This window comes from Dyadobacter sp. CY351 (genome assembly GCF_021502625.1).
Taxonomy (GTDB): Bacteria; Bacteroidota; Bacteroidia; order Cytophagales; family Spirosomataceae; genus Dyadobacter; species Dyadobacter chenhuakuii.
The window spans coordinates 310,150-328,268 of sequence record NZ_JAKFFU010000001.1 but is presented as its reverse complement, the minus strand read 5'-3'; the positions used below and the strand labels follow the sequence as shown (position 1 = coordinate 328,268).

Below are 18,119 nucleotides of genomic sequence, written 5' to 3'. Positions count from 1 at the left end.
TCAAATGGCCCGTTTTGTTGAATGGCCGTGGTTAAAAGTCCTTACTAGTTGGTCTTCACTTCACTCTCCCAGCCAGTTGTTTTCAGCGCCGGATCATCTTCTTTTTTAAGAAAATCGGCATCGCCAAAGGATGAAGCATCCCATTCGAGCAAAGCCCGGTCAGGAACTACGGAAACCGGAACACGCCAGGATGTGGAAGTTTCGGCGTAAGCAATGTTGGATTGTGAATTATAACATGAGATCAGCGACCAGCGAGGATGATCGGACAAATTTGCTTCCGACCTGTGCATGAGGTTACTATGAAAGAATAATGCGTCGCCCGGCTCGATTTCGCAATAAACCAGCTCCATCGTTTTCAATGCATGGTTCACCATTTCCATATCCGCGCCCACCTGCTCACCCGCAAAACCATGATTGACACGGCCCATTTTATGAGAGCCCTTAATGACTTGCAAACAACCATTTTCCTTGTTTGCAGGCGTCAGGGCGATCATTACACTCATCAACTGATCCGGGAATATAAACTGATTTTTATACCAATAACCATAATCCTGATGCCACTCCCAGGCACCGCCGACCTTCGGTTCTTTCTGCATTAACTTGGTATGAAAATGACAAACCGGACTTTCCTGCCCCAGCAACTGCCAAACCGAATTGACCATGCGTTCGCTGCGGATCAGATAACCAAAAACGTCATCACCCGGCGTAAACCAGAGCGAAAGCTTCGTCTTCTTCCCCGACTGGTCATTCAGGTCCATCGCATTTTTCTGCATCACCGAATTTTCAATCGCCGTCCGATATAATTTATTCGTCTCTTCTTCCGAAAACAGCCCTTTCACGACCACATAACCGTCTTCATGGAATGTCTTAATCTGGCTTGTATTTAAACTAAAACTTGTCATAACTCATCCGTTTTACGTGTTTAGTACAAAAATATATTACTTAAAATACAATTCCTCGCAGATTACGAAGATTAAAACCATTTAGACGTGAAGGTTTAGAAATGGTCACAAATATTTTTCTTCTTTTAAAACTGTATCGATCAAAATCGGCTTTGGGAGCGCCTCAACCTCGTTTTTGGAGAAAAAATAAATATTTGGGGGAAGGTCAACTGGCTCGCTTTCGGGGATTGTCAACCACCAGAACTGCACGTGAAGCTTCTGATGGGTCAGCAAGTGAATGTATAATTTCGGCACCTGGCGGATAGTCCCTTTTTTCATTAATACCAGCAACATTGCGTTATCAGCCAGCTCTTCGGGCGAATCGACGTGGGCAGCGGATTCAATTAAGAGAAAATCATATAGTCCTTTCCAGATGTCCTTTGTGTTCCGCTCCTGCATGGCCAGCTTATCACCTTGTTGTATGATAAAATAATTCAGGAAACGGTTTTTCACTTTCAGCTTTTTGGCCTTCACCGGAAGTTCATTCTGCACATTGAATGCATAGGCATAGCAAATGTCATTGAACGGACAAATGCTGCAATTGGGCGAAACAGGCACACATTGCAGCGCACCGAACTCGATCATTGCCTGGTTGTAAGTTGCCGGATCTTCGTGTGAAATCAGCGTTTTCGCGACTTGGGCAAACTCCTTTTTCCCTTCATTGGAAAGCATATCCGCCTTGATCCCGAAAATCCGAGACATGACCCGGTACACATTCCCGTCAATCGCCGCAACGGCCTCGCCGAAAGCGAAAGATGCAATCGCTGCGGCTGTGTAATTCCCCAAACCTTTTAGTTTCGAGAGGGTTAATGCTGTTTCCGGAAACCTGCCTTCAAATTCGCTGACGATCTGCCGCGCCGTGTAATGCATATTTCTCGCCCTGGAATAGTAACCTAAGCCCTGCCAGAGGCGCAGCACATCGCGTTCATCGGCATTGGCGAGGTCGAAAACAGTGGGATAATTTTCCAGAAACTTCTCATAATAAGGCGTTCCCTGGGCGACTCTGGTTTGCTGGAGAATGATTTCTGATAACCATATTTTATAGGGGTCCGTCGTTTGTCGCCAGAGCAAAGGGCGGTGGTTTTTGAGATACCAGGATTTAAGTTTTTTGTTAAAATCATCTACCTGTAAAGGGTCTGATATCATAATGTTTGTCCTTATGTACGCTGTTATTTAACCAATTAGAAAAAAAATGAAAACGCCTTCCTTTTAAATCTTGGTAAAATTAGCGTACCTTTGTGTTCCCAAAATTTAGAGGAGTAAGTAAATAAATGAAATAATATCCACTTAAAGTAAACAATCAAAGTGACTAAGGCAGACGTAATCGCACAGATTTCTGAGAAAACAGGTGTAGACAAGGGCGATGTTCAGCAAACGCTAGAATCGTTCTTCACCGTGGTAAAGGACTCACTTTCTGAGGGAGAGAACCTTTATGTAAGAGGTTTTGGTAGTTTCATCAATAAAAAACGTGCGCGTAAAGTTGCCCGTAATATTTCGAAGGGAACTTCAATGATCATTGACGAGCACTTTGTACCGAGCTTCAAACCTGCAAAAGTATTTGTAGAGCAGGTAAAAGAAAGTGACAAATTGAAAGCTGTCGCTGAAAAGTAATTTACCTGAAAAGGTTTGGGTTATAACAGTATGAAAAAGTCTATTTTCCTTTCTTGTGTGCTTGCAGTTGCTCTTGTCGGAACGCTTTTCAGCCTTCCCAAGGTGGTTGTTAATACCAAAGGCAAGGAAGTAGGCAACGAGAGAAACCAGTCTCAGGCAGCTGCTACGGCGGCTGCTCCGGACTCTTCCGTTCAATCGTCATCACATGAAGCCACCATCGCGCCGGATCAGCAAAAAATTGTCGATCAGCTCAGAAATGGCTTTGAGAATGCGAATGATAAGGAAAAGGTTGCAGCGGGCTTGAAGTTGTCCGACAAATTTGCTCAATTGCAAAAATTCGACAGCGCAGCATTTTATGCTGAAAAAGCAGCACTTTTGTCTCCCAGCATTGAAAATCTTGTCAGGACCGGCGATCGTTATTACGAAGCTTATGGTTTTGCCATTGATGATCAGAAAGCAAAAAACCTGGGAACAAAAACCCGCGAATATTACCAAAAAGCACTTGACCAGAATCCTGGCCTGTTAGCTGCAAAAGCCAACATGGCAATGACTTACGTGAATACAGAAAACCCTATGCAGGGAATTTTAATGTTGCGCGAAGTGATTGACACCGATCCTACCAACGAATTGGCATTGTTCAATTTAGGGATCTTGTCCATGAGATCTAACCAATATTCAAAAGCTGCCGACAGGTTCAGACAGATTTTGACCAACAATCCGGCCAATACAAAAGCGAAGTTCTATTTAGGATTGACGCTCGTGGAACTGGGAAACAAGGAAGAGGCCCGCAAGGTCCTTTCCGAAGTTAAAAAGGAGGAAAAAGATCCTGTAATCCAGCAAGCGATTGGCGAATTGGAAGGTCGTCTGAACAATTGATAAGCAGAAAAAACAATCAATTTTTATTTTAAACGACATAAAACATGCCTTGCGGAAAAAAGAGAAAGAGACATAAGATTTCCACTCACAAGAGAAAGAAAAGACTTAGAAAAAACAGACATAAGAAGAAATAATATACCATGACCGGATTTTCAAAAAAGTCCGGTCATGCCTTCTTCCCCTCGTATGTATTGCCCCTTTCATTCTGAAAGAGGAGGTTAAGTATCAACATTATATAGCCATTCAGTTGGTTGAACATTGAGTAACGAATTACTAATCAATTCTACTCAAAAGGGAGAACGTATAGCCCTTTTGCAGGATAAACGTCTTTTAGAATATCACGTCGAAACACCGGATCAAAGCTTTACCGTGGGGGATATTTACCTCGGTACGGTCAGGAAGCTGGTAGCGGGGCTTAATGCCGCGTTTGTTGATGTCGGTTTTGAAAAAGATGCGTTTCTGCATTATCTTGATTTAGGGCCGAATATCAATTCCCTCAACAAACTGACCAAGGACGTAATATCGAAGCGTCAGACTTCGGGCAAATTGAATAACTTCAAGATGGAGCCCGAAATCGAAAAGCTTGGTAAAATTGATAAGGTACTTTCCAAAAACCAGCCTATACTTGTTCAGATCGTTAAGGAGCCTATTTCTACAAAAGGCCCAAGGCTTTCCTGCGACATTTCGATTGCCGGCCGCTATATTGTGCTGGTGCCGTTTTCAAATTCTGTAAACCTTTCCAAAAAGATCACTGACAAAGCGGAGCGTAACCGCCTGCAGCGTCTGATGTCGTCCATTAAGCCTGCCAACTTCGGTGTCATTATCCGCACCGTTGCAACTGGGAAGGATGTGGATGAGCTGAATAAGGATTTGCAGGATTGCCTCGACAAGTGGGAAAACGGGATCAAAGCATTGAAAGATGCCAAGCCCCGCGACCGGGTTATAGGCGAGATGAACCGCGCTTCTTCCATCATCCGCGACATGCTGAATGAATCATTCGACAGCATTACAGTTGATTCCAAAGAGGTTTACGACGATATTAAGGCTTACATTCACAACATTGCGCCGGATAAGGAGAACATTCTGAAACTGCACAATGGTAAGAATAAAATCTTCGAACAATTTGGTCTTGAGAAGCAGATCAAATCCCTTTTCGGACGTTCTGTAAGCTTGCCAAATGGCGGTTACCTGATTATAGAACATACTGAGGCGCTGCACGTTATCGACGTGAACAGCGGTAACAAGTCCAACTCGGAAGAAGATCAGGAAGCGACTGCATTGAGCGTCAACCTCGAAGCAGCCAAAGAAATTGCCCGTCAGTTGCGCCTTCGCGATATGGGCGGGATTATCGTTGTCGATTTTATCGATATGAAGAAAGCGGAAAACAAACGCGTTCTTTTCGATACAATGCGCGACGAGATGAAAGGCGACCGGTCGAAATACACCATTCTGCCACTTTCGAAATTTGGTCTGCTGCAAATTACACGTCAGCGTGTAAGGCCTGAAATGAACATTGTAACCCGTGAAACATGCCCTACTTGCGGCGGAACGGGCACAATTCAGGCGAGTATTTTAGTTTCGGATGTGATTGCCAATAACCTGGATTACATTCTGACCAAGCAAAATGAGCGTGGGATTACCATTTCACTTCATCCATTCCTGCATTCTTATTTTACAAAGGGATTAATCTCAGAGCAAGTAAAGTGGCTTTTCCATTACAAAACTTGGGTGAAGCTGATCAAAGATACTTCGCTGGGTGTGGTCGACTTCAAATTCCACAACCGTTACGGCGAGGAAATTGAGATTGTTCCGGGTAACTAACAGCCTAATTTAAATCTCAGCATTCACTGTCATTTCCCTTTCCAGTTCGGGCTTCTTTTTTCTTTAAAAGCCAGCACACCTTCTTTTGCATCTTCGGAAGCAAGAATTTGATCCAATTCTGCTTTGAGGAAACTATGCTTTTCGCTTTCCGGCATTTGCTTCAACTTTTGAAAAGCTTTCATGCCCTGGTGAATTGCGTAAGGAGCATCCCCGCAAATTTGCGCAGCCATTTCCTGAACTTCCTGGACAATGCTTTCGGCTTCTGCAATGTGGGTTACCAGGCCCAATTCAAGCGCTTCATCAGCATTGTAGCTTTTGCCTGTGATGCACATTTCCAACATCTTCCGCGGAGGGACAATCTGGCTAAGTGAGGCCATAACCTGCATGGGCCATATGCCACGCTTAACTTCCGGCAAGCTGAAAACCGCATCATTTACACTAAAAACGAATGTGCAGCCACAAATGATCAGGAAGCCGCCCGCCAAAACCGGACCTTCAACCTGTGCAATAATGGGCTTAAAAATTTCATTAAATGCATCCCCTAACTTCGCCTCTTCGCTGATTGGCGGCAATGTAGGATTCTTGATGTCTGCGGAAACGTTATGGAAAGCATTTAAATCGGCACCTGCACAGAAAACGGAACCTTCTGCATTGATTATCAGGCATCGCACGTCATTGTGATAATGTGCATATGCCAATGCGAAGACGATTTCCTCCGCCATACCCGGCGTGAACGCATTGCGCTTTTCAGGACGGCTTAGCGTGATGGTGAATATATGATTGGCAAATGAAGTATTGATATACAAAAACTTCACCGAATCGAAATGCTGGACGTCGTCTTCTGAATAAAACCGCATACAGGCGCTTGTTAGCGTTATGGAATAGCGGAATGTTTGTTAAGCCTTATTTACGACACCTTCGAGCATCGTTATATATTGCTTGATTCCCGCCTCGATCTCATGAAGATAGATAAATTCATCCGCACTATGCGAGCGTCCCGAATGTCCGGGGCCCATTTTCAATGATGGGCAATCGAGTAATGCCTGGTCGGAAGTCGTAGGCGAACCGTATGCTTCTCTTCCCAGCTTCAAGCCTTCCAGTACAATCGGATGATCCATTGGAATGCTCGAAGGCCGCAAACGGATCGATCTTGCAGAAACCTCGGATTGAATGTTGGCCTGAATGACTTCAATGACCTCTTCCAATGTATATTGATCCGTTACACGCACGTCGATTGTGAAGTTGCAGGCGTCGGGAACGACATTATGCTGTGTTCCTGCATTAATGATCGTTACCGACATTTTCACGGGTCCTAATGTTGGTGAAACCTTTGGGAGTTTGTATTCCTGAATCCAGTTAATGTCTTTTAGCGCCTTGTAAATAGCATTCTCCCCTTCTTCGCGCGCCGCGTGACCGGATTTTCCTTTTGCGGTGCAATCCAAAACCAGCAATCCTTTTTCAGCAACTGCCAGATGCATTTCAGTTGGTTCTCCGACAATGGCGAATGTGATTTCAGGCAATTCCGGAACGACGATTTCGAGCCCTTCTTTTCCGGAAATTTCCTCTTCGGCAGTTGTGGCAATGGCAATGTTGTAAGCAAGATCTGTTTTATCAAAAAAGTAACAGAAGGTGGCAATCAGTGAAACCAGGCAACCGCCGGCATCATTACTGCCTAATCCGAACAGCTTATCGTCTTCCACAATCGCCTTGAAAGGGTCTAATGTCCAGGATTTGTTAGGCTTGACCGTATCATGGTGAGAGTTCAAAAGCAATGTTGGCTTATGCTTATCAAAATGGCGGTTATAGGCCCACAGATTGTTCTTTTTTTGTTGAAACGGAATGTTTTTTGATTCAAAATATGCTGCAATCAGTTGCGCAGTTTTGTCTTCTTCCTTACTGAATGAAGGTGTTTCGATCAGGCTTTTCAGCAGCGCAATCGCCTCATTTGTCAATGTTTGTATGTTTTCCAATGCGCTTACCATCTTACTTGCCCGTCACCTTTAACAATCCATTTTTCGGTCACGAGCTTTTCCAATGCGAAAGGTCCGCGTGCGTGCAGTTTTTGTGTAGATATGCCTATTTCTGCACCTAATGCGAAAACAGCGCCGTCCGTAAAACGGGTAGAAGCATTGGCATAAACAGCAGCCGCATCCACTTCTCTTAAAAACCGCTCAATCTTGGCTTCGTCCTTTGAAATGATTGCCTCAGAATGTCTTGAAGAATGTGCCCTGATATGCTCCAAAGCCTCATCTAAACCATTTACAACCTTAACCGAACATTTGTAATCCAAAAATTCCCTCCCAAAATCTTCTTCCTCCGCATGCTGTAGCATTGGATAACCATCTTCTTTAAAGATCGCATAAGAAGTGTCGTCGGCAAAAATCTCAACATTCCACTTGATAAAATCAGCTTTCAGCTTCGGTAACAGTTCAGCTGCCACTTCCCTGTCCACTAAAATCGTATCCAGAGAATTGCAAACCGATGGCCGGGACACCTTTGCATTCACCACAATCGCAGCTGCTTTGTCGAGATCACCCGTTTTTTCAATATATGTATGACAAACGCCTGCGCCCGTTTCAATAGTCGGAACGAGCGAGTTCTCACGCACAAACTTGATCAGACTTTCCGATCCTCTTGGGATGATAATGTCTACAAATCGCGTTGCAGTAAGCAGCTCGGTTACAAACTTTCTATCCGTGGGAAGTAACATTACCGCCGCAGGATCAATATCAAATTCTATTAATGCGCGGTGGATCAAACCCACCAGAAACAAGTTCGAGTAATGCGCTTCCTTGCCTCCTTTTAACACACACGCATTGCCCGAACGCAGGCATAGCGACGCCACGTCCAGCGTAACATTGGGCCGCGATTCGTAAATAACCCCCACTACACCCAGCGGAACTGCTATTTTACGCAGCGACAAACCCTGCTCAATCGTACGCTCCAACAGCACTTCACCGCTTGGATCCGGTAAAGCCGCCACATCACGCAGACTTTGCGCCAGTGCCTGAATCCTTTGTTCGTTCAATAACAGCCGGTCCTTTTTCGGGTCGGCGTCGTCCATCACATCAAGGTCTCTCTGATTGGCTGCGATAATGTTGGCAACATTGGCCTGCACCTGAGCAGCAATGTTCAACAAAAGGTCCGACCGCTGCTGGCCCGTCAGGTTCCTGACTGAGGCGGCTGCCTTTTGGGTTTGTTCTAAAAGAGGTAAAATGGATTCCATTATAATAGTACGATGTCGTTGGCATGCGCCACTTCAAAATTCATTGTCTTCAAATTGGCCCGGATAGCGGCCGAATTTTCCCTGGCGCGCGCAACAGCGACCATTTCGCCGGCTGCTGTGTAAATTTCGATGATTTCACCGGCCTCAAATTCGCCCGTTACTTCCATCACGCCCACGGCCAGTAAGCTTTTTCTTTTTAGTAATGCTTTTGACGCGCCTTCGTCGATCTGCAATGTTCCGGAAACGAGCCCGCCGCTTCCTAACCACCTGTTTCGGGCAGAAAGTGTGCTTTTGCCGGGGTTTATCAATGTTCCCGCGTTTCCTCTCAATGCTTCGAGCAGTTCGTTTTCCTGCTTCATTCCAAAAATAACGACCTTAATCGCCATTCTTGCGGCCAGTTTCGCGAATGTCAGCTTCGAGGCCATTCCACCCAGACCGAGGAATGATTTATCAGTCCTTACGAATTTGAAAACCTCGTTCACATTGGATACGTTCCTGAGAATGTTGCCGTGCTCGTCCAGCAAACCGCCCACCGACGTGCAAAACATCAGCGATTCGGCGCCAAAACCGACCGCAAGCAATGTTGCCAGCTCATCATTATCCGAAAATTTCAATTCACGGTCACTCACAACGTCGTTCTCATTCACGATCGGAATAATGTTGTTTTCCCACAACTCCTCGAACGTTTCTTTCAATTGCAAAAACTTGGCGCGGTTGGCAAAATGCTGCCTTTCGCACAGACTTTGGGCAATATAAATTTTATTTGGCGCAAAATAAGATGCGTACAAACCCACCAGAAGCGGATTTCCAACAGACGCGGCTGCTTTCCGCTGCGTCATGGTGCCTTTGTAATCCTGTATATAAGCCTTCCCCGCACCCACGGCGCCCGAAGAAACAATGATAATCCTGTATTGCGAATGGATCTCCGAGACCTGCCGCGCTATTTCCGAAATGATCCTGACGTCAGGTTCACCCGAGGGAAGGGTTATGGAGGCAGTCCCGAATTTGATTACGAGTATTGGTTTTGACACTTTAAAATAGGGCTTGAACGGGACGCAAGCCAAAGGGCGGTCCCAAGTCTGAAATCTGAGCCTAAAAGTAGAAAATTATTCAAAGAATGTCTTCCAGCACTTTGCCGTTGAAACGTCTTTTCAGCTTTAAAGCATTTTCCAGCTGGTGCAGATAGTGCTCACGCGGAATTTCAATAGCACCATAACGCAGCACATTGTCATTGATAAACTGCGTATCGAGCAATGCAAAGCGGTTCATCCGCAGAATTTGGATCAGATAATGGAATGCGACTTTTGAAGCGTTGCTTTCATAGGAAAACATCGATTCACCAAAGAAAACGCCATTGATCGAAACGCCGTAAAGTCCTCCTACGAGCTTGTTTTCGCGATAAGTCTCCACGCTGTGCGCATAACCGAGCTCGTGCAGCGCGGTGTAGGACGCAATGATCTCCTCAGAAATCCACGTTCCCGGCTCCGTAGCCCGTGGCGCTGAGCAGCCGCGCATCACGCCTTCAAAATCCCAGTTAACCCTGATATCAAAGTATTTTTTATTCAAAACAGGCCGAAGGGATTTGGAAGGTTTATAGGTGTCAATGGGAATAATGGCCCGGGGGTTTGGCGAATACCAATAAATGGTCCCGTCCGCTTCGGCCATTGGGAAAATCCCATTTATATATCCGTTCAAAAGGTCATCTGTACTGATTGCTGACATGAAAGTCATATTTTAAAAATGGGTATGCCTCGGTTTTGTACAAAACGCAAGCGGGTAAGTAATAAAAACTTTTATTCAAAATCGAACCATAAAAATATATCTTCTGTTTCTTTGGAGTGACAATTTTTTTTTCAAAATTTGCAGCCTCTTAGACGCATTAGCAAGTCAATGAACGACAACGGCATACATACTGTTCTTCATACTACGCCTTTTCGATTCAGGTCCCCCCGGACCGCATAATTTCTTTTTACCTACGTGGTAAAACTTTTATACCCACCAACTTTTCCAATTTTCAAAACGTCCCATCGTTTTCTCTGGGTGTAATAATTATTGTTTCGAACATTTTTGTCAGAATCGCCATCAATGAAAAATACCGAAGTAGTGGGCAGTAAGTTTATAGTGCAGACTGCCAATGAAAATCATCTTCACTTTGCGGATACAATTTGCGCAGAGATGGAAGAGAGCGCCAAAAAGCGTGGTACTGGTATCGCCAAACGTTCTCCTGTATATATAATGGAAAAAATGGTGGAAGGGAAAGCGATTATCGCAACTACCGACACCGGCGAATGGGTAGGTTTTTGTTACATTGAAACGTGGGAACACGGCAAATTTGTGGCGAATTCGGGCTTAATCGTACATCCTGATTTCCGTAACAGCGGAATGGCAAAGGCTATCAAGCAGAAAGCTTTTGAATTATCGCGCCAAAAATATCCTGATGCAAAGATCATTGGCATTACAACCAGTTTGCCCGTGATGAAAATCAATTCCGACCTGGGTTACGAGCCTGTGACTTTCAGTGAGTTACCTGCTGATGACGCTTTCTGGAAAGGGTGTGCAAGCTGTGTTAATTACGATGTATTGACCCGGACCGGCAGAAAACATTGCCTATGCACAGGAATGATGTATAATCCTGAGGATAAAAAGAAAGAGGAAGTGGCAGTTACGGTTGGCGTGGAGCCAGAAAAACATTCCTGGGATTTCCTGAAAGAATCGAGCTTGTACGAGCGCTGGATGCGCATTAAGCAACGCATTTTGTTGCGAAGGGAAGAACGCGCTAAAAAGAAAAACGCCGGCACATTGCTCGTACATTAAAGTACAGCCTTTATTTACAGATTTATATATCTCTTAAATACCTCGCCCGGCAGCCGTTTTTTGGCCCGAAGCGAGGTATTTTTTTGTTACTTTTGTACTCCAATTTAAGCATTTAGTCAGAATCAGATTTTAATATAATGTCACAACCCAAAGTAGTATTAGCGTTCAGCGGTGGATTAGACACCTCTTTTTGTGTAAAATATTTAGCCGAAGACAAAGGTTACGAAGTCCATTCGGTTTTGGTTGATACAGGCGGTTTTTCGGATGAAGAACTGAAAACTATCGAGGCCAATGCGTATGCTTTGGGCGTGAAACAGCATGCAACGATCACAAAAACAAGTGACTACTACAATGACTGCATTAAATATCTGATTTTCGGAAATATCCTTAAAAACAACACATATCCGCTTTCTGTAAGCGCTGAGCGTGTTTTTCAGGCTGTTGCGGTTGCTGAATATGCAAAGGAAATCGGGGCTAATGCGATTGCGCATGGTAGCACCGGAGCTGGAAATGATCAGGTTCGTTTTGACATGGCTTTTCGCATTATCATTCCTGAGGCTGAGATCATTACACCTATCCGCGACCTGAAACTCTCACGCGAGGCAGAAATTGAATATTTAACAAATAAAGGCGTTGGCCGTGAATGGGCTAAGGCTGCATATAGCATTAACAAAGGCCTTTGGGGCACTTCGGTTGGTGGAAAAGAGACATTAACCTCTGATCAATATCTGCCGGAATCGGCTTGGCCTACGCAAATTACCAAAACGGAGCCTGAGACCATTACGCTTGAATTTGTGGAAGGTGAATTGAAAGGCGTCGCGGGCGAAAGTTTTGAAAATCCGGTTCAGGCCATTCAAAAATTAGCCGCCATCGCACAGCCTTTCGGGATTGGACGTGACATTCACGTGGGAGATACGATTATCGGGATTAAAGGTCGCGTTGGTTTTGAAGCTGCGGCTCCATTGATCATTATTAAGGCACATCATACTCTGGAAAAACACGTGCTGAGCGAGCAGCAGCTTTATTGGAAAGAACAACTTTCTAACTGGTATGGCAGCTTGCTTCACAAAGGTCAGTTCGTAGAGCCGGTGATGCGTAACATTGAAACGTTCCTTACTGATACACAGTCACATGTAACCGGAAAAGTGCACGTCCACCTTGCACCTTACCGCTTCCACGTGGAAGGAATCGAATCACCATTTGACCTGATGTCGTCGAAATTCGGCAGCTACGGTGAAATGAACAACGCCTGGACCGGCGACGACGTAAGAGGATTTTCAAAAGTGGCTTCCAACCAGGTGATGATCTACCAGAAGGTGAGTGAGTCAGCCGGAATCTAAATAGTGCATACCAAATCATTGTGTTATGACTAAGATCGAGTTGCAAAGTCAAATTCAGCGAAAAGCGCAGGAATTACCCTTGGATTTACTTCAAGAGGTTTATGACTATATGGAATTCATTTTAGAAAAACGCAAAAGGAAGCCTTATTCAAAAACAGAAGACCTGGAAAACTGGTGGCAAAACATCTCTAATTTTTCCGGAGACTTTATGCAAAAACGGGATCAGCCGCCACTTGACAAGAATGAAAATCTTTTTGAATGAAATATCTGCTGGACACGAACATTGTTGCTTACATCATTAAAAGAAAACCTGTCGAGGTTTTTGAGAAATTGTCGGCTGTTCATTGGGATGAAATAAGCATCTCTTCGATTGTAGTGGCTGAACTTTGGTATGGTGTTGCAAAAAGTCAGTATAAAGAGCGGAATAAAATGGCCTTGGAAAATTTTTTAGCGCCATTTACGATTCTTGACTTTGATGCTCAGGCTGCTGAAAAATATGCTTTGGTTAGGGCCGACCTCGAAGCAAAAGGAACAATTATCGGAGCAAATGATTTGTTAATTGCTGCCCACGCGCTGAGTCACGACTTAATTTTGGTGACAAATAATGTCAATGAATTCGAGCGGGTAGAAAATTTGAAAATTGAAAATTGGGTTACGGAATGAACAACATTAACATAGGAATAATAGGCGCGGCGGGTTACACGGGTGGAGAACTGATCAGAATATTGCTGAATCACCCGAATGTGGACATTGCTTTCGCGCATAGCAAAAGCCAGGTTGGAAAGCCTGTTTATGCAACGCATACGGATTTACTTGGAGATACGGAGCTTACATTTTCTGGTGATGACATTCAGACGCTTTTGAATCAAACGGATCTTCATGTGATTTTCCTTTGCTCAGGACATGGCGAATCACAGAAGTTTCTGAATGAGTATAATGTTCCGGAATCTGTTAAGATCATTGACCTGAGCACGGATTTCCGTGATGAGTCAAATGGCTTCGTTTACGGATTGCCAGAGTTGCAACGGGAAAAGATTAAGACAGCAACGAAAGTGGCCAATCCCGGTTGCTTTGCTACAAGCATTCAACTCGCAATTTTGCCGTTGGCTGAGGCTGGATTGATTAAAGACGACATTCATGTGAGCGCGGTCACGGGCAGCACAGGCGCAGGTCAGGCATTGAGTGCGACTACGCATTTTTCTTGGAGGAGCAATAATATCTCCATTTACAAAGCATTCACGCATCAGCATTTGACTGAGATCAAAATGAGTTTAGGCAAGCTGCAGGATGGTTTTGATAAAGCAATCAACTTCGTTCCTTATCGCGGCGATTATACGCGTGGCATTATGGCTAATGTTTATACAGCTTATGAAGGGACATTGGAAGAAGCAAAAAGCATTTACAAAAGCTTCTACGCTTCACACCCGTTCACGCACGTAAGCGACGCTCCGATTGATTTGAAACAAGTTGTAAACACCAACAAATGCTTCATCAATCTGGAAGTGCATGACGGACAGTTACTCATAAGCAGCATTATCGATAATCTCACAAAAGGCGCTTCGGGACAAGCGGTGCAGAATATGAATCTGCTCTTTGATTTGCCGGAGGATGCGGGGTTGAGGTTGAAAGCGCCGGCGTTTTAACATTATCTTTTGTAAATCGTAAACTCCATTGCCATGAACGATTTGATGCAAACATTCAATCAACTTAGCGAGTCTCAGCAGAAACAGCTGCTGGCATATGCGGATGGACTTTTGCTGCAACAAAAAGCAAAGAAGTCTGATGGTAATCTTACGATTTGGAAAGAAAAAATTCTGAATGTGTCAACTTGGAGCGAAGGTGACATTACAGCATTGGAAGAAAATATAAAAGGCATGGACAATTGGAAAGCCCCACAATGGTAATCGATACAGGCATATTCATCGAGCATTTGCGGAAACCAGACAAGTCCAGAACAATATTGGCGTCTCTACCAAATGACATTTCGATCTTTGTATCGGCTGTGACAGTCTATGAGCTAATGATGGGCGCCACAGACAATCAGAAAAAAACGGATGTCGAAATGCTGTTGAATGGGTTGCCTATTTTGCCTTTTAATGAGGAGGTTTCGTTGAAGGCTGCTGAGATTTATCATAACCTGCGAAGGCGGAACTCGCTGATCGAATTCCGGGATATTTTCATAGCGGCAACAGCGCTAACATTTCAATTACCAATCAAAACATTAAACCAGGGACATTTTCAACGGATTGAAAATCTTGAACTTGCCTGATAAACGATATTTAACATGTCACACTTATTCGACGTTTACCCCATCTACGATATAGAGCCGGTTAAGGCTGAGGGGAGTTATTTGTGGGACCAGCATGGGACCAAGTATCTCGACCTTTATGGCGGGCATGCGGTGATCTCGGTTGGGCATTGCCATCCTTATTATGTGGATATGCTCACGAAGCAGCTGAATGCGATTAGTTTTTATTCGAATTCGGTGAAGATTTCCTTGCAGGAGGAATTGGCTGAGAAGCTGGGCGAACTCTCGGGCTATCCGGATTATAAACTGTTTTTATGCAACTCTGGCGCTGAGGCGAATGAGAATGCGTTGAAGCTGGCTTCTTTCCATAACGGTCGCAAGAAGGTTATTTCGTTTACAAAATCGTTTCATGGCCGGACGGCTGGTGCGGTCGCGGCGACGGATAATCCTTCTATTGTTGCGCCGGTTAACTATAAAGAACATGTAACATTCCTGCCGTTTAATGATGTGCAGGCTGCGGAAAGCGGCATTACGGATGAAGTTTGCGCAGTGATCGTGGAAGGAATTCAAGGCGTTGGCGGGATTAATGTGAGCTCGGATGAATTCTTGCAAACATTAAGACGCAAATGTGACGAAACCGGCGCTGTGCTGATTTTGGACAGCGTTCAATGTGGTTACGGACGGACTGGAAAGTTCTTCTCGCACCAGTTCAGCGGCATTGACCCGGATATAATCTCCATGGCCAAAGGCATGGGCAATGGCTTCCCAATTGGCGGAATCCTGATTTCTCCAAAGTTCAAAGCGAGTTATGGCATGCTGGGAACCACTTTTGGCGGGAATCACCTGGCTTGTGCAGCTGGCGTCGCGGTCCTGGATATCATGAAGGATGAAAACTTGCTGGATAACGCCGCGGAAATCGGCGATTATCTTTTGAAAGGAATCGAAGAAATTGGCGGATATAAAGAGCTGAGGGGACGCGGGTTAATGATCGGGATTGAGTATGATTTCCCGGTGAAGGACCTTCGCAACAAACTTTTGTTCGACTATAAAATGTTCACAGGAGTGGCGGGCGCCAACACCATTCGTTTGCTGCCTTCGCTTGCCTTGGGCAAAGAAGAGGCCGATCAATTCCTGGAAGCATTAAAAAAAGAGACTTCCGTTGCCATTTAATATAACCTAAACGCCGCAGAAATTACCGAACTGAATGAAACACTTTCTTTCCATTAACGACGTAACCGACCTGAACCAGCTGATCTCAAATGGCATCGCCGCCAAGCGTAACCCATTTGCAGACATTGAGTTAGGGAAAAACAAAACCATCGGACTGCTATTTTTCAATTCAAGTTTGAGAACGAGGATCAGCACGCAGAAAGCTGCGCAAAACCTTGGGCTTAATGTGATTATGATGAATGTTGGCCAGGATGGATGGGGTTTGGAAATGGAGGATGGCGTGATCATGAACGGTGATAAGGCCGAGCACGTGAAGGAAGCTGCGGCTGTAATCGGCAGTTATTGCGATATTATCGGAATCCGCTCGTTTGCCGGATTGCAGGACCGGGAGAAGGATTATGCCGAGATCGTTTTTCAGCAATTTAAAAAATACGCTGACGTTCCGATCATTAACCTGGAATCGGCCACAAGGCATCCGTTACAATCCCTTGCAGACTGCATTACCATTGAAGAATTTAAGATCAAACAGCGCCCTAAGGTCGTTTTGACGTGGTTACCCCATTTCAAAGCATTGCCGCAGGCCGTAGCCAATTCGTTTTGCGAATGGATGAACCCGATGGACGTGGAACTTGTGATCACGCATCCCGAAGGCTACGATCTTGCACCGGAATTTGTTGGAAAAGGTCAGGTGATTTATGATCAGGATAAGGCTTTGGAAGGTGCGGACTTCGTTTATGGCAAAAACTGGTCGTCCTACCAGCACTATGGACAGGTTTTGACGAGCGATCCTTCCTGGATGATTACGGAAGCAAAAATGTCCCGGACGGATAATGGTAAATTCATGCATTGCCTACCATTGCGTCGGAATATGAAGGTGGCGGATGAGGTTTTGGATGGACCAAGATCATTGGTGATTGAACAAGCGGCAAACCGCGAATGGTCTGCGCAGGCGGCGTTACGCGAGGTTTTGCTACATATTTGAAATGATTGAAAGAATGACTACGGAAACATTGGCACAGCCAGACAGCTCAATAAACATGAAATCGGTCCGCAAAACGGGCGTCCTGATCGTAAATCTGGGAACGCCGGATAGCCCGTCCGTGCCGGATGTGCGCAAATATCTGCGTGAGTTCCTGATGGACGAGCGCGTGATAGACATTCCATACGTTAACCGCTGGATGCTGATTAACCTCATAATCGCACCATTCAGGGCTCCAAAATCGGCCAAGGTTTACAAGCAGCTTTGGAGACCGGACGGATCTCCTTTGAAGATTTACGGCTTTTCGGTTAAGGAAAAATTGCAGCGCGTGCTCGGTGATGATTATGTTGTAGAACTTGCGATGCGTTACCAAAGCCCGAGCATTGAAAACGGTTTGAAAGAATTAAGAAAGCAAACACTTTCTGAAATCATTGTCGTTCCGTTTTTCCCTCAATATGCCTCAGCTTCAACAGGTTCTGTATACAAAGAAGTGATGCGCGTGGTGCAGGACTGGGAAGTTTTGCCTGAGATTAAATTCATAAACCGCTTCCTGGATCATCCTAAATTCATTGAGGGCTTTGTGAATCTTGGCAAGAAATACATGGCGCAGCAGCATTATGACCATGTTGTTTTCAGTTACCACGGATTGCCTGAAAGACAAATCACAAAAGGCGATGTAACAGGCAGTTTCTGCCAATTCGGATCCTGCTGCGATCATTTGGATGCAAGAAACCAACATTGCTATCGTGCGCAATGCTTTGAAACGACTCGTTTGCTGGTAAAAGGCTTAGGCTTGAAAGAAGGCACTTATACAACTTGCTTTCAATCCAGATTGGGCAAAAATCCCTGGATAAAGCCTTATACAGATGAAGTAATTCCTGAATTGACCAAAAAAGGTGTAAAAAGCGTCCTTGCATTTTCGCCCGCATTCGTTGCCGATTGTCTGGAAACGACGATTGAAGTTGGTGAAGAATATAAAGAGATTTTTGAGAAAGAAGGCGGTCAGCACTGGCAGCTGGTGGAGAGCTTGAATGACAGTGACATCTGGATCGAAACTTTGGAAGACATCATAAAAAAAGCGGTTTGATAACCG

Annotated in this window: 20 protein-coding genes; 13 read left to right on the top strand and 7 right to left on the bottom strand. The window is 44.8% G+C overall.

Annotation, left to right across the window (positions count from 1 at the left end; all coding sequences use genetic code 11):
* Window positions 1–44: 44 nt before the first annotated feature.
* Together L0660_RS01405 and mutY are read right to left on the bottom strand one after the other, a co-directional pair.
* Complete coding sequence (locus L0660_RS01405) at window positions 45–902, bottom strand: phytanoyl-CoA dioxygenase family protein (RefSeq protein WP_235157054.1); 858 nt, start codon at window positions 900–902, stop codon at window positions 45–47.
* 105 nt (window positions 903–1,007) lie between these two features.
* Window positions 1,008–2,087 (bottom strand): A/G-specific adenine glycosylase, encoded by a 1,080-nt coding sequence (gene mutY / locus L0660_RS01400; RefSeq protein ID WP_235157052.1) that lies wholly within the window; start codon window positions 2,085–2,087, stop codon window positions 1,008–1,010.
* A gap of 159 nt (window positions 2,088–2,246) precedes the next feature.
* On the opposite strand from mutY, the gene L0660_RS01395 reads away from it, so the two are divergent.
* The 3 genes from L0660_RS01395 (at window position 2,247) to L0660_RS01385 (ending at window position 5,249) form a co-directional block, all read left to right on the top strand.
* Window positions 2,247–2,552 carry an HU family DNA-binding protein gene (locus L0660_RS01395; protein WP_026631310.1) on the top strand — a complete coding sequence of 102 codons (306 nt, stop codon included), beginning with the start codon at window positions 2,247–2,249 and terminating at the stop codon, window positions 2,550–2,552.
* Window positions 2,553–2,582: 30 nt separating this feature from the next.
* A complete protein-coding gene (locus L0660_RS01390; RefSeq protein ID WP_235157046.1) occupies window positions 2,583–3,428 on the top strand; it encodes a tetratricopeptide repeat protein in 846 nt (281 codons plus the stop codon).
* Between the two features lie 258 nt (window positions 3,429–3,686).
* Window positions 3,687–5,249 carry an Rne/Rng family ribonuclease gene (locus L0660_RS01385; RefSeq protein WP_235157044.1) on the top strand — a complete coding sequence of 521 codons (1,563 nt, stop codon included), beginning with the start codon at window positions 3,687–3,689 and terminating at the stop codon, window positions 5,247–5,249.
* A gap of 29 nt (window positions 5,250–5,278) precedes the next feature.
* Here the strand turns inward: L0660_RS01385 and L0660_RS01380 are convergent, their stop codons facing one another.
* From L0660_RS01380 to aat, 5 genes are all read right to left on the bottom strand, one after another.
* A complete protein-coding gene (locus L0660_RS01380; RefSeq protein ID WP_235157036.1) occupies window positions 5,279–6,106 on the bottom strand; it encodes an enoyl-CoA hydratase/isomerase family protein in 828 nt (275 codons plus the stop codon).
* Between the two features lie 39 nt (window positions 6,107–6,145).
* Window positions 6,146–7,231 (bottom strand): M20 family metallo-hydrolase, encoded by a 1,086-nt coding sequence (locus L0660_RS01375; RefSeq protein ID WP_235157027.1) that lies wholly within the window; start codon window positions 7,229–7,231, stop codon window positions 6,146–6,148.
* The gene (locus L0660_RS01370; RefSeq protein WP_235157025.1) at window positions 7,225–8,475 is read right to left on the bottom strand and encodes a glutamate-5-semialdehyde dehydrogenase; all 1,251 of its coding nucleotides are present in this window, start codon (window positions 8,473–8,475) and stop codon (window positions 7,225–7,227) included. Before L0660_RS01370 ends, L0660_RS01375 begins: the two co-directional genes overlap by 7 nt.
* Entirely contained in the window at window positions 8,475–9,506 is a 1,032-nt protein-coding gene (gene proB, locus L0660_RS01365) for a glutamate 5-kinase (protein WP_233795204.1), read from the bottom strand. Before proB ends, L0660_RS01370 begins: the two co-directional genes overlap by 1 nt.
* 79 nt (window positions 9,507–9,585) lie before the next feature.
* Window positions 9,586–10,197: a leucyl/phenylalanyl-tRNA--protein transferase gene (aat, locus tag L0660_RS01360; protein ID WP_235157022.1), complete on the bottom strand. Its 612-nt coding sequence runs from the start codon at window positions 10,195–10,197 to the stop codon at window positions 9,586–9,588.
* Window positions 10,198–10,560: 363 nt separating this feature from the next.
* Between aat and L0660_RS01355 the strand changes: the two genes are divergently transcribed.
* The 10 genes from L0660_RS01355 to hemH all read left to right on the top strand — a co-directional run bounded on the left by L0660_RS01355 (window position 10,561) and on the right by hemH (window position 18,113).
* Window positions 10,561–11,289: a GNAT family N-acetyltransferase gene (locus tag L0660_RS01355; RefSeq protein ID WP_233795202.1), complete on the top strand. Its 729-nt coding sequence runs from the start codon at window positions 10,561–10,563 to the stop codon at window positions 11,287–11,289.
* Window positions 11,290–11,426: 137 nt separating this feature from the next.
* Window positions 11,427–12,629, top strand: a complete 1,203-nt coding sequence (locus L0660_RS01350; protein WP_235157014.1) for an argininosuccinate synthase — start codon at window positions 11,427–11,429, stop codon at window positions 12,627–12,629.
* Between the two features lie 25 nt (window positions 12,630–12,654).
* A complete protein-coding gene (locus tag L0660_RS01345) occupies window positions 12,655–12,891 on the top strand; it encodes a DUF2281 domain-containing protein (RefSeq protein WP_235157006.1) in 237 nt (78 codons plus the stop codon).
* The gene (locus tag L0660_RS01340) at window positions 12,888–13,292 is read left to right on the top strand and encodes a type II toxin-antitoxin system VapC family toxin (RefSeq protein ID WP_235156997.1); all 405 of its coding nucleotides are present in this window, start codon (window positions 12,888–12,890) and stop codon (window positions 13,290–13,292) included. Before L0660_RS01345 ends, L0660_RS01340 begins: the two co-directional genes overlap by 4 nt.
* Window positions 13,289–14,272 (top strand): N-acetyl-gamma-glutamyl-phosphate reductase, encoded by a 984-nt coding sequence (gene argC, locus L0660_RS01335; RefSeq protein ID WP_235156989.1) that lies wholly within the window; start codon window positions 13,289–13,291, stop codon window positions 14,270–14,272. Before L0660_RS01340 ends, argC begins: the two co-directional genes overlap by 4 nt.
* Before the next feature lie 33 nt (window positions 14,273–14,305).
* Window positions 14,306–14,533 (top strand): hypothetical protein, encoded by a 228-nt coding sequence (locus L0660_RS01330; RefSeq protein WP_235156987.1) that lies wholly within the window; start codon window positions 14,306–14,308, stop codon window positions 14,531–14,533.
* Window positions 14,512–14,898 (top strand): type II toxin-antitoxin system VapC family toxin, encoded by a 387-nt coding sequence (locus L0660_RS01325; RefSeq protein ID WP_235156975.1) that lies wholly within the window; start codon window positions 14,512–14,514, stop codon window positions 14,896–14,898. The genes L0660_RS01330 and L0660_RS01325 overlap by 22 nt, the downstream gene beginning before the upstream one ends.
* A 15-nt stretch (window positions 14,899–14,913) precedes the next feature.
* Window positions 14,914–16,047 (top strand): aspartate aminotransferase family protein, encoded by a 1,134-nt coding sequence (locus L0660_RS01320; RefSeq protein ID WP_235156967.1) that lies wholly within the window; start codon window positions 14,914–14,916, stop codon window positions 16,045–16,047.
* A gap of 34 nt (window positions 16,048–16,081) precedes the next feature.
* The gene (locus L0660_RS01315) at window positions 16,082–17,029 is read left to right on the top strand and encodes an N-acetylornithine carbamoyltransferase (RefSeq protein ID WP_235156965.1); all 948 of its coding nucleotides are present in this window, start codon (window positions 16,082–16,084) and stop codon (window positions 17,027–17,029) included.
* Between the two features lie 13 nt (window positions 17,030–17,042).
* Window positions 17,043–18,113 (top strand): ferrochelatase, encoded by a 1,071-nt coding sequence (gene hemH, locus L0660_RS01310; protein WP_235156956.1) that lies wholly within the window; start codon window positions 17,043–17,045, stop codon window positions 18,111–18,113.
* The last annotated feature ends 6 nt before the right edge of the window (window positions 18,114–18,119 follow it).